Genomic DNA, 11,117 nt, shown 5'->3' with positions numbered 1-11,117 from the left:
AAGCGGCGAACGGACACGCCGCACAGAGTTTGGTCACCTATTGGGACCGCTACGGCTGGGAGGGGAAGAGGACGCCGGTGGGCGCTCGTGCCATCACGGTCGCTCGTACCGGCATGACGCCCGAACAACATGCGCGGCAGGCGCGCGTCAAGCGGTTGAAGGAACTGAGTCGCGGATGGCGAGATCGCGTGGCACGCGTCGTGGACGCCGCGGACGGGTTCTCGCGCGAAGAGTTGTTTGCCGCAATCGATGCACTTCGGGAACTCGCCCGGAAGGCGCCGAGACTGAGCGACGCGGCTGAAACGTCAAAGCGAAGGAGCTGAGGATGGCGAAGCGGCGCAAGCGGAAGACGATGCCCAAAGGGCGAGGTTGGAAACTGCACCTGAACGGCAGGCTCGTGAACGCAACATTGCTCCTAAAGAAGCGAGTTTCAGAGAAGGCCAGCATCGTCGTCTTCAAGGCGCGGACGCCAAAGACAAAGCGCGGGTGAAAGTCGAGCTTTCGAGCGAAGAGCGACGCGCAGGTTTGAGCCCAGGCGGACGCGCGAGAGCTGACCCAAGCTAACCCCTTACCCGAAAACAGACCCGCCAGAACCGCGCCTAGCGCGTCGAGCAGCAGCGCGCGCTGTCGCGTGACTACGCTGTGACTTTTGGGAAAATCGACGCAGCGCGCTCGATTCGTGCTGCGTCGGAAGTTGTTGAGGAAGTGTGCTTTAGATGGTGACCCGGGTGGGGATCGAACCCACGACCCTGTGATTAAAAGTCACATGCTCTACCACTGAGCTACCGGGTCACAAGTGCTTGTTCAGTAAATACTTGACAGCCCATCGTGGGCTTCGGCGATCCATTCTGGGTAATATGCGGCGCCGATCATGTCCCGATCTGCTCCCGCCGCCCGATCGCTCACGACCACACCGCTAGTCTAGTGCATCGAACCGAAACTTGAGCCGCTTCGGTTTCGCGCTCCTCGGTGCTCATGACGCAATCATTCTCCGCGAGTAGCTGGCGTCAGCCCGTCTAACGGACCGATCGAGTTGCTGTGCGGGTCGTTGCAGTGCGGTAGAGTTTACGGAAGACGCGCAGGCCCTTCCGTTCCTTGTTGAGCAGCGCCTCTATCTCCCAAGAGTGACGGCGCATGCGCCCATCCGCTCGATCATCATCTGACGCTGCGGATCCGAGGCGCGCGCGTCGCATCGCAGATACGTCACCAGGTCTGGAACATTGCGAATGGTCAGCCCGATTTGCGCCGGCGCGCCCGGCATCTGCGACGGAATGCGCGCCGTTCGGACCACACGCGCGCCTGTAGGCGCATCCACCTCGTCCACATAGACGACGTTATCGGTGCCGAGATGAACCTCGCGGCCGTTGATGGCCACCGTATCGCCCGCGCCGTAATCCAGAGTTAGATTGACGTCCCCGTATTCGATGCTCCAATGGGAGCCCGCCGCATTGGACGCTCCGCCGATCCTGCCGCCGGGGACGAAGTACCAGCCCGGCGTGCCGCGCCAGAGGACCAGCAGCTGCAGGTGCGAATCGTTGCCGGCACTCCGAGTGATCCAGGTCGCGAACACCGTGGGCGAAACCATGGTGTTGTTGCCGCCACTCGATGTGCGCACCGATGGACTCTCGGCGCCCGCGAGCGGACGGACTGGTGCGAGTGGCGACGAGGCATCAGGTGGACGAGTAATCCCGAGTGGCACCCGGCCTTCGATTCCGGGTGAAGGCGAGTGCTCCTCGCTGCCGTCCGCCCACGTCACCGACGTGATCTGGAATCGATCCATCTGTCGCCACTGGCCCGTCCGTGAATCGATGCCTGCCGGCTGTCGCACGATGTACGTCTCGCCCGGCTGCATGAGCGGTGTCCCGTCGAGATGATGCGCCCCGCCGCGGGTCGCGACCGCGTTGCCCCGGTAGGTATCGAATTTGACCTCCATCACCGCTTGCGTCTTCGCATTCTGCAGGGAGAAGACGTAACCCGGCGACGGCGGTCCCTCGATCTGCGCGCTCACGTGCACTCCGGAGGATGCCGACCCGACACCGGGAACCTGCAGCGACGGCGCTGGACGCGTCTCGATCGAGATCTCCACAGGCTGGACGCCGAACGCCCGCAGTTCCTCGACACGTACGGTGACGCCGTCGCGCGGGACGACGGTGGCAACGGGAATAAGGCGCTGGTGTGGCGAGCCGTACCACAACGAAATCGTGACGGTCAGCTCTCCGGCCTGGCGTCCGCAGGCGTGGTCGAGAGCGCTCAGCTCGAGTCCGTCTCGCGACGTCGGCACGCCAGGGATTTTGGGCACGATCGGAGTCCAGCCGCTTCCGCGCGGCTGCGCCTCCGAAGAGCAGCGCATCACCCGGCCGTCGGCGAATTTGATAGCCACGGTTCGCACCACCTCCGCCGCCGACTGCTGAGGCTGCGCCGCCGGCGCGATGCTGCCCGCCGATGACATCTTCTCGGCAGCCGTCTCCAAGCCTTGGGATTCATCAAGGATGGATTGCACAGGAGGCCGGCCCGCTGGCGTTTGAAACAGCGCCGCCGTCGCCGCGAGAGCGCCGAGGAGGAGTGTCCGCATCCAGCTTGCGCGGATTATGGCACGTGGTGACGACGCAGAGGAGCGACCGGCGATTTCCGCGCGAAAGCAAACACGGACCGGCTGAGATATGCGACGAAGTCGTTTTCAGCCGCCGACTCGGATGAGTTCGCCGGGGACCAGTCGCCCGAGCGCGGCCAGAATCTGAGGGACCAGCGGTCGGAGCTCTGTAAGGCGGTTCGTTTTCGCCACCAACACGACCACGGCGACGCCGGACGCTCGTACGTTCTGCTGGAACTGAATATTCTGATCGACGGTGAGCGCTGCGAACTTCGTGGCCAGCATCAGGTGCAGCAGTTCGCCGTTCCGCTTCGAAGAACGACCCATGTCGCTGACGTGGCGGGCGTCGTGCCCGATGAGGGTCGCGTTTCAGCGGGCGCGGAACGACGAACCGAGCATCGAGAATCGGATGCACCTCGATGAGATCCCGCGTGCGGAGAAGGCCGCAGTTCCTGCCATCGCCAGCTCTGGATCTGCGAAGGTGGTCTGACCCCGGTTTGACCCCGTCCTGATGCCGGCGGCGGTCACCGCTGTGCAGTCGTCAGGAATTGCAACGCCTCTCCGCCCGTGCTCGCGACCACAGTCGGCAGAATCTCCAGCACCCATAGACCTGCCAAGGTGGTCTGACCCCCGTTTGACCCCAGTCTGACCCCGTCACGCTGGCTCGCACGCGCGGCTCGTTCAGAGGATCTTCTGGCCAAGCGCCGACGAGGCCAGTTCGGCGCCGAGGATGGCCGTCGTGTTGCGGTCGTCGAGGATCGGATTCACTTCGACGAGATCCAGCGCCCGGAGCAGGCCGCAATCCGCGACCATCTCCATCACCATGTGCGCCTCGCGGTAGTTCAATCCGCCCTTGACCGGCGTGCCTACCCCAGGCGCGATCGTCGGATCGCAGACGTCGAGATCGAACGAGACGTGCAGGCCGCCCGTGCCGCGGCCGGCGATCTCGATCGCCTGCTCCACGACGAGGGCGATGCCCTGGCGATCGATGTCCTTCATCGTGAAGACATGCACGCCGCTCTCCCGGATCCGCACCTTTTCCCGCTCGTCGAGATTGCGGATGCCGATCAGCACGGTGGACTCCGCCGCCACCTTCGGCGTGAAGCCGCCGATGCGCGCCAGTTCGGCGGGCTCCGGACCGAGCAGCGCCGCGAGCGGCATGCCGTGCACGTTGCCACTCGGCGACGAGGCCGGCGTATTGATGTCGCCGTGCGCGTCGACCCAGATGAGCCCCGGCATCTTCTGGTCGCGCCGCAGGAAGTCAGCCGTCGCCGCGACCGAACCGGCGGCCAGCGAATGATCGCCGCCGAGCACGACAGGGAGGCCGCCCTTGTCCAGCACGCTCAGCGACGTCTTGTACAGCCGCTCGCAGACGCGCGTGATGTCGCGGATGTATTTCTTGCTCGGATCCCCCTCCGCCTTCGTTTCCGGAATCGGCGCCACCAGATCGCCCTCGTCCACGACCTGCATGCCGAGCGCGGTCAGCCGCTCGCCGAGGCCGGCAATACGGAACGCCGACGGCCCCATGTCGACGCCGCGGCGATTGCCGCCGAGATCGAGCGAGACGCCAATGACGTGAATCGGCCGCGCCATCGTCCTAGAATACCCGCGGCGGGCCGTCCCGTTTGACCTGACGCTAAAATACGGATATTATGAGGGTTGCGGTAGCGAACCCGTCCGTATGTGGCGGGGTGGACGCTGCCGGTCACCCTTGTTCCGCCGTTGCTGATGCGAAGGCGGAGGAGCCGAGCACGATGAAGCGTTTCGAGGTAGGAGCTCGTGTCGTGGAACCGACATACGGTCTGGGATCCGTGGTCGCCGTCGAGGATGCCTATACGCGCGTCCAGTTCGACGAGCACGGGGTCAAGAAATTCATGACGAGCATGTCGAGGCTGGAGCCCAGCAACGAGCCGGTTCCCGCCGGTCTTCGCAGCACCAAACCCCGCAAGAAGCGGACGACCAAGAAAGCCGTCGCCGAACCGGTCGCGGCCGAAGAATAGATTCGGCGACCGCCGCTCCGGCGACCGCCGCTCCGGCGGCCGACCTCAGCCCGCCTCTCGCATCAGCGCGGCTCGCGCTTCCACGACAGCGAGATTCCTTCTCCCGAGGGCGCGACGATCGACGTCCACAGAGCGGCGTTGTGCTGGATCGCGTCCAGGAAATCCTGCATCTCGCCGCGCTTGTTCACCACGTTGTGCGCCGTGAACAGACCGCCCGGGTCGAGCCGCGGATAGACGAGATCCAGGAACTTTCTGTAATCCCGCTTCCAGGCGTCGAGGAAGACGAAATCGAACGTGCCCGTCAGCTTCGGGATTTCCTTGAACGCGTCGCCTGACACGACCTGGACGATGTCGCTCATGCCGGCGCGCTGGATGTTGCCGGCGAGTTCGCGGGCCCGCGCCGGATCGTACTCGATCGTGACGAGCCGGCCTCCAGTCGCCCGCAGGCCCTGCGCGATCCAGATGGCGCTGTAGCCAGAGGCGCCGCCGATCTCCAGGGCGCGTTTTCGACCCGTCGAGGCGACGAGCAGCCGGAGGAACCGGCCGTCTTCTTCGCTCACTGCGAGCTGTCCCTTGTCACGGGCGCGGATGTCGGCGAGGATGGTGTCGAGGCTCGGCTCCTGCGCGAGCGCCGTGGCGCCGAGCAGGAGTGCCGCTACGCATGACCAGAGCAGTCGCATCTCTCAGATAATATCCGCTCGGTGGCCGACACGGACGTGCTCGTCGTCGGCGGCGGCATCACGGGCCTGACCGTCGCATACGCGCTCGCGCGCCGCGGGCGGCGGACGCTCGTGCTCGAAGCGGCGTCCAGGGCCGGCGGACTCATTCGCACCGAGAGAGCCGACGGGTTCACGATCGAGGCGGGTCCCGACGCGCTGCTGGCGACGAAACCGGCGGGCGTCGATCTGGTGCGCGAGCTGGGACTCGACCGAGACCTGCTCCGGGTTCGCACGCCCGGCGCGTTCGTGCTGCGCGGCGATCGGCTCCATCGTCTGCCGTCCCCCTCGCGGCTCGGTCTTCCACTGACGGCATCGGCGCTCGCGGCATACGACCTGTTCGACTGGCCGGCGCGACTGCGGCTCTCGCTCGAGCCACGCGTGCCGGCGCGGCGATCGCCGTCTGATGAATCGGTGGCGTCGTTCTTCCGACGCCGCTTCGGCCCCGAGACAGTCGATCTGCTCGCGCAGCCGCTGCTTGGCGGCATTCACGCCGGCGACATCGAGCAGTTGTCGATGCAATCGCTCTTTCCGCAGCTGCTGGAGCTCGAGCGTCGTCACGGATCCGTCCTGCCCGTGTTTGGCCAACAGGGGAGATCCCCGGTCGAGAGTCCGCCGGGACCGGGACCGTCCCCCTTCGTCTCTCTCCGTGCCGGGATGGGGTCGATGGTGGAGGCGCTCGTGCGCGCGCTTCCCGACGGCGGGGTGCACGTCGACGCGCGCGTGGACGCGATCGCGAAGACGAGCGACGGCTGGCGCGTGATGGCGAACGGCGAGGCCGTGACGGCCACGGCGCTGGTGCTCGCGGCGCCGGCGCACGCGGTCGCCAGGCTCATCGCCCCGCTCGACAGCGCCGCCGCCGACCTTTGCGCCCTCGTGCCGTACGTCTCGACGGCCAGCGTCGCGCTGGCGTGGCCGCGCCGCAACGTGGGGCACGCGCTCGACGGCACCGGCTTCGTCGTCGCGCGCCGACACAGCGACGTGCGCATCACCGCGGCGACGTGGGTTTCCGCGAAGTGGGAGGCCCGCGCGCCGGACGGCGCCGTATTGATTCGGGCGTTCCTGGGCGGCAGCCACGACCCGCAGGCGGTGGATCTCGACGACGACGAGCTGATCGATGTCGTCCGGCGCGATCTGCGGAGGGTGATGGCGATCGATGCGGCGCCGTCGTTCGCGCGGGTCTACCGCTGGCGCCACGGCGGCGCCCAGCACACGGTGGATCATCTGCAGCGCGTCGGCGAGATCGAGGCGCGGCTCGGTGGGCTGGGTGGAATCTACGTGGCAGGGGCGGGTTTTCGCAGCGTCGGGATTCCGGACTGCGTCAACGAGGCGCGCCGAGTGGTGGAAGAGCTGACAGGAGGGAGTGGGCGCTGAACGGCGGGCGGTGAGCCGTTGGTAAAGGACGCTCTCACGGCTCGCTGCCGACTCCTTCGTGCACCCGCCGTGCAAGCGCCTGCACGTGCTCGATGTTCGTCGGCGGCAGGATCCCGTGCCCCAGATTGAAGATGTGACCGGCGCGCCCGCCGGCGCGGCGCAGCACATCGTCCGCAGCCGCCATCAGGCGATCCATCGGGCCGAGGAGCAGGGTCGGATCGAGATTGCCCTGGATGCCGCGGTCGTGGCCGATCGTCCTCCAGGCCTCGTCGAGCGGCCGGCGCCAGTCGACGCCGACGACGCTGCCGCCCGCCTCGCGCATGTCGGCGAGGAGCGCGCCGGTGCCGACGCCGAAGTGCAGCGTCGGGACGCCGGTGTCGGCGAGTGCGTCGAAGATCTTCTTCGTGTGGGGAAGGGCGAACTCGCGGTAGTCGCCCCGTGAGAGCTGGCCCACCCACGAGTCGAAGATCTGCACGGCCTGCACGCCGGCGTCGATCTGCGCGCGCAGATAGTCGGCCATCATGGTCGCGAAGCGATCACAGAGCGCGTGCCACGCCTGTGGCTGCGCGTACATGAACGCCTTGGTCGTCGCATACGACGTGGACGGACCGCCCTCGATCGCGTACGCCGCCATGGTGAAGGGGGCGCCGCCGAACCCGATGAGCGGCACCGTGCCGGCCAGCTCCTGGCGCAGCAGGCGAATCGTCGCCAGGACGTGCGCGAGCTTCTCGCGGGGTTCGAACGCGTGCACCCGATCGATGTCGGAGGCGTGACGCACCGGACGATCGATCGCCGGCCCTTCTCCCTTCACGAAGTCGAACGTCAGCCCCATGGGCGTGAAGGGCAGCAGCAGATCCGAGAAGAGAATGGCCGCGTCGACGTCGATCACGTCGACGGGCTGGAGCGTCACGGCCACTGCCAGCTCCGGCTCGGCGCAGATTTGGAGGAGAGAGTACCGCTTCCGCAGCGCGCGGTATTCCGCCATGTAGCGGCCGGCCTGACGCATGAACCAGACAGGCGTCGCGTCGACCGGTTCACGCCGGCAGGCGCGCAGGAACCGATCGTTCACAGGGAACGGAGCCGTGCGGCGCTGGCGATTCGAGGGTTCGTCATGCGGGTCCCGTGGAGGTGCGCGGCCGATCAGGCCACGAGGGTCTTGGCCAGCGCGATCAGATCCTCGAGCCACAGCGGCTTGTATCGGATCGAGGCCCCGAGCGTCTTCAGCTCGTGCTGAATCGGCTCCGAGAGGAAGTAATCGCCGGTGACGATCGCGACCGGCACCTCGACGAGATGCGGTTTGGCACGGAGGGCGCGCAGAAACTGCAACCCGTTCGTAATCGGCATGCGCATGTCGAGGATGATCGCGTCCGGCCGCACGTTCTCCGCCAGCTCGAGTCCGGCGTCCGCCTGAACGGCGGTGGCGACCTCGAAGCCCTCGAGCTTGAGCATCCGTGCGAAGGTGTCGGCGACGGAACGGTCGTCGTCTACGATGAGAATCGTCCGCGTGTCGGACCGGGTATCGGGGCTCTCGGCCGCGGCAATCACCGCATCATAATGAAGGGAAAAGGGATCGGCGTCAAGCCGCCGGGCTTGGACCGGCAATCTGTGTTACGATTCCGGGTTCCCCGGAGGCGTTCTTGAGTCCGATTCTGGTTCGACCTGTTAGAGAGCAGCTCGAGCACGACCGTATCATTCGCCTGCTCCAGGCAAAACTGAAGCGGAAGCATGAGGTGGCGATCAACGCGGGTGACGAGCAAGGTACGCCGATCCGCATCGGTCCTGGGCAGATGTTCCCAGACCTGGTCCTGACCTCCCAGGACAAAGCGCACCGCCTGGAGGGGATCATCGAAGTCGAGACCGGCGAATCGGTCAATCACCTGGAAGCCATGGCGCAATGGGCGCATTTCGGGCGGACGCGCGCCCCCTTCCATCTCTACGTCCCGGCCGGGGCGGTCGAAATCGCGCGCCGGCTCGTGACCGAGAACCAGGTAGGGGTCAGCGAGATCTGGTCGTATCACGCCATCGGCGATCAGACCCGTTTTACGCTCGTGCAGAAGGTCGGCACCCAGGACCTCCGGCCGATTCCCGCGCCGCGCCCCCAGAAACCGGCGGCGGCACCGGCGCCTGGGCCGAAGACAAAGGCCGCTAAGGCAAAACCGGCGAAACCGGCGAAACCGGCGAGGTCGGCCAAGTCGGCGCCTGCGAAGGCCGCCGCCAAGAAAAAGACTCAGAAAAAGGCCAAGAGGAAGTAGCTCTGCCGCATCTTCGGTTCAATCGCGACCGCCAGGGCTACGCAACCACGGCCCTCGTCGAAACGGGCGGGCGCCGGCGCAGAGGGCAGCGGGTGCTGTACTACTTCCGCAGCCCGCCGTCGGTGCGGATCGGCCGCGAGGCGCTCGACCCGGAGACGATGAGGCTCCTCGAGGCGCACAACCCGGATATCACGTTCGATTGGGACCGGCTGCGATCCGCCCGGCCTCCTGCCGGGCCTGTCGCCGGGTCTACCGCCGGCGCGGGGCCCGGACCTGGTGACGAGCGGCGCCGGGAGCGCCGCGACCCGCGGCGCCGTGCCGCGCCCGCCGTCAACCGTCCGGAGTCCGAACCGTCGACGGCCGGCGAGTCTGCCGAGCCGGTTGAGACGCTCGGGCCTGGGGATCGCCCGCCAGACCTGGATCCGCCCGACGCCGAGCCAGTGGTCACCGGCACGGCGCCCGCGGCCTTCGTTCCCGCGGACAGCGGGGAGGAACAGGCGATCGACCCACGTTATGCCCGGGTCGGCGCCGCCGGACTGCTCCGTCTGCGCGCCCGCTACGCGGACATCCGGGCGAAGCTTGCCGCCCGTCCCTGTGAGGAAACGGAGCGGACCGAGCTATACGCGCGCCTCGAACGTCTTAATCCCGACGCGTGGCTCAGTCCGGAGGAGGTGGCCCATGCGCTCGAAGACTACGAAGCGGTATTCGAATCGCTGCGGCCACTGGTGGGCCGTCAGCCTCGCTCCCCTCGTCTATAATAAGAAGATGCACCGCACGTTCCCGGTCGCGGCAGCTTTGTGCGTCGCCGGCATCGCCCTTTCGGCGCAACAGCCCGCCACGCCGGCGCAACCGCCGCCCCAACCGGCGCAGCAACAGCCGGCGCAGCAGGGCATTCTGACGCCGACGACGCAGAGCCATGAAGTTATCCGCCGCAGCGTCGATCTGGTGACCTCCGACCTGATCGTCCGTGACTCTGAGGGGCAGTTCGTCTCGAGTCTGGGCAAGAACGACTTCGAGGTATACGAGGACGGCGTCAAGCAGGACGTCGTCACGTTCGTGCTCACGCACGGCGGCCGCGTCATCAACGACACGAGCGCGCCGCCGCCGCCGCTGCAGGCCGGTATCCTGCTGCCGCCGCCGCGGCCCACCAACGACGCGTCCGGGCGCATCTTCATGATCTTTGTGGACGACCTCCACATGGATTTCAACAACACCGGGCGAATCCGTGAGCTGTTCAAGAAGATCGAGACGAACCTGATCCACGAAGGGGACATGTTCGGCGTCGTGTCGACGGGGCCCTCGTCGCTGGCGGTCGACATGACCTACGATCGCAAGCGGCTCGACGAGGCGATCAGCAAGATCTCGGGCGCCGGCCTCAAGCCCGACGAGATCATCGAGACGCCGGACGGCGCGCAGGGTCCGCCGGAAGTGCGGTATCGCGCGCACGTGGCGTTCTCGACCGCCTACGACGTCCTCAACAACCTCGAGCAGGTGCACAACCGCCGCAAGGCCTTCATCTACGTCAGCAACGGCTACGATTTCGATCCGTTCTCGCGGTCGCGCGCCAAGGAAGCGAGCCAGCGCCTCTCCGCCATGGGGCTGGGATGCGACTCGTCATCGGGCAGCACCAGCAACTGTCCGACGAGCAGCGGCAGCAGCGCCGCCGACGGCAGCAGCGTCGACACGTCGACGAATCCGTTTTCGACGACCGGCGACAACGAGTTCGCCGCCGCGGACCTGGCGGCGGAGCTGTCGGAGCTGACGAAAGAAGCCAACCGCGCCAACGCGACGATGTACACGATCGACCCGCGCGGCCTGGTCGGCGGTCCCGACCTCGATCAGACAAAGCTCGACATGCAGGACTGGCAGGATCACATCCGCGAGACGCAGAACAGTCTGCGGGTGATTGCCGAGCTGACCGGCGGCTACGCGGTGATCAACCAGAACGACTTCGACAAGTCGCTCAAGCGCATCGACGCCGAGACCAGCGACTACTACGTGCTCGGCTACTATTCGAACAATCCCGATCCCCTCAAGAAGCGCCGGGTCATCGAGATCCGCGTCGCCAAGCCCGGCAAGTACGACTTGAAGTACAAGACGTCGTACACGCTCCGGCCGCCGCCGGCGATCAAATCGACGACCAAGGCGCCCAAGAAATAGCGCTGCGTCGCCGGCCTTTTTTCAT

The 11,117-nt window shown here is 66.6% G+C and carries 12 protein-coding genes and 1 tRNA gene; 6 read left to right on the top strand and 7 right to left on the bottom strand.

Features of this window, described 5'->3' with window-relative positions; translation table 11 throughout:
• On the top strand, window positions 1–323 hold a 323-nt coding region (locus VGI12_22125), incomplete at its 5' end, for a hypothetical protein (GenBank protein ID HEY2435382.1).
• A gap of 394 nt (window positions 324–717) precedes the next feature.
• Here VGI12_22125 and VGI12_22120 read toward each other — a convergent pair.
• The 4 genes from VGI12_22120 to rocF form a co-directional block, all read right to left on the bottom strand.
• Window positions 718–792 (bottom strand) — tRNA-Lys (locus tag VGI12_22120).
• 319 nt (window positions 793–1,111) lie between these two features.
• Window positions 1,112–2,299, bottom strand: coding sequence for a hypothetical protein (locus tag VGI12_22115; GenBank protein ID HEY2435381.1), 1,188 nt, complete (start codon window positions 2,297–2,299; stop codon window positions 1,112–1,114).
• Between the two features lie 378 nt (window positions 2,300–2,677).
• A complete protein-coding gene (locus VGI12_22110; GenBank protein HEY2435380.1) occupies window positions 2,678–2,917 on the bottom strand; it encodes a hypothetical protein in 240 nt (79 codons plus the stop codon).
• Between the two features lie 354 nt (window positions 2,918–3,271).
• Window positions 3,272–4,183, bottom strand: coding sequence for an arginase (rocF, locus tag VGI12_22105; protein ID HEY2435379.1), 912 nt, complete (start codon window positions 4,181–4,183; stop codon window positions 3,272–3,274).
• 191 nt (window positions 4,184–4,374) lie between these two features.
• Between rocF and VGI12_22100 the strand changes: the two genes are divergently transcribed.
• Entirely contained in the window at window positions 4,375–4,590 is a 216-nt protein-coding gene (locus VGI12_22100; GenBank protein ID HEY2435378.1) for a hypothetical protein, read from the top strand.
• Window positions 4,591–4,652: 62 nt separating this feature from the next.
• Here the strand turns inward: VGI12_22100 and VGI12_22095 are convergent, their stop codons facing one another.
• Window positions 4,653–5,270, bottom strand: a complete 618-nt coding sequence (locus VGI12_22095; protein ID HEY2435377.1) for an O-methyltransferase — start codon at window positions 5,268–5,270, stop codon at window positions 4,653–4,655.
• A gap of 21 nt (window positions 5,271–5,291) precedes the next feature.
• On the opposite strand from VGI12_22095, the gene hemG reads away from it, so the two are divergent.
• Window positions 5,292–6,680: a protoporphyrinogen oxidase gene (hemG, locus tag VGI12_22090; protein ID HEY2435376.1), complete on the top strand. Its 1,389-nt coding sequence runs from the start codon at window positions 5,292–5,294 to the stop codon at window positions 6,678–6,680.
• A 34-nt stretch (window positions 6,681–6,714) separates the two neighbouring features.
• Here the strand turns inward: hemG and hemE are convergent, their stop codons facing one another.
• Together hemE and VGI12_22080 are read right to left on the bottom strand one after the other, a co-directional pair.
• Window positions 6,715–7,749, bottom strand: coding sequence for a uroporphyrinogen decarboxylase (gene hemE / locus VGI12_22085; protein HEY2435375.1), 1,035 nt, complete (start codon window positions 7,747–7,749; stop codon window positions 6,715–6,717).
• 71 nt (window positions 7,750–7,820) lie between these two features.
• Window positions 7,821–8,225 carry a response regulator gene (locus tag VGI12_22080; protein ID HEY2435374.1) on the bottom strand — a complete coding sequence of 135 codons (405 nt, stop codon included), beginning with the start codon at window positions 8,223–8,225 and terminating at the stop codon, window positions 7,821–7,823.
• Between the two features lie 92 nt (window positions 8,226–8,317).
• Between VGI12_22080 and VGI12_22075 the strand changes: the two genes are divergently transcribed.
• The 3 genes from VGI12_22075 (at window position 8,318) to VGI12_22065 (ending at window position 11,092) form a co-directional block, all read left to right on the top strand.
• Entirely contained in the window at window positions 8,318–8,932 is a 615-nt protein-coding gene (locus VGI12_22075; protein ID HEY2435373.1) for a hypothetical protein, read from the top strand.
• Between the two features lie 92 nt (window positions 8,933–9,024).
• Complete coding sequence (locus VGI12_22070) at window positions 9,025–9,690, top strand: hypothetical protein (protein HEY2435372.1); 666 nt, start codon at window positions 9,025–9,027, stop codon at window positions 9,688–9,690.
• 7 nt (window positions 9,691–9,697) lie between these two features.
• Complete coding sequence (locus VGI12_22065) at window positions 9,698–11,092, top strand: VWA domain-containing protein (GenBank protein HEY2435371.1); 1,395 nt, start codon at window positions 9,698–9,700, stop codon at window positions 11,090–11,092.
• Window positions 11,093–11,117: the final 25 nt, after the last annotated feature.

It is taken from the genome of Vicinamibacterales bacterium (assembly GCA_036496585.1).
In the GTDB taxonomy this organism is placed as follows: domain Bacteria; phylum Acidobacteriota; class Vicinamibacteria; order Vicinamibacterales; family 2-12-FULL-66-21; genus JAICSD01.
This window is presented reverse-complemented; position numbering and strand designations above follow the sequence as displayed.

Excerpts from the sequence above, each read along its gene's own strand:
- rocF (HEY2435379.1), bottom strand. The coding sequence starts at position 4,183 with ATGGCGCGGCCGATTCACGTCATTGGCGTCTCGCTCGATCTCGGCGGC.
- VGI12_22095 (HEY2435377.1), bottom strand. The coding sequence starts at position 5,270 with ATGCGACTGCTCTGGTCATGCGTAGCGGCACTCCTGCTCGGCGCCACG.
- VGI12_22065 (HEY2435371.1), top strand. The coding sequence starts at position 9,698 with ATGCACCGCACGTTCCCGGTCGCGGCAGCTTTGTGCGTCGCCGGCATC.
- VGI12_22110 (HEY2435380.1), bottom strand. The coding sequence starts at position 2,917 with ATGGGTCGTTCTTCGAAGCGGAACGGCGAACTGCTGCACCTGATGCTG.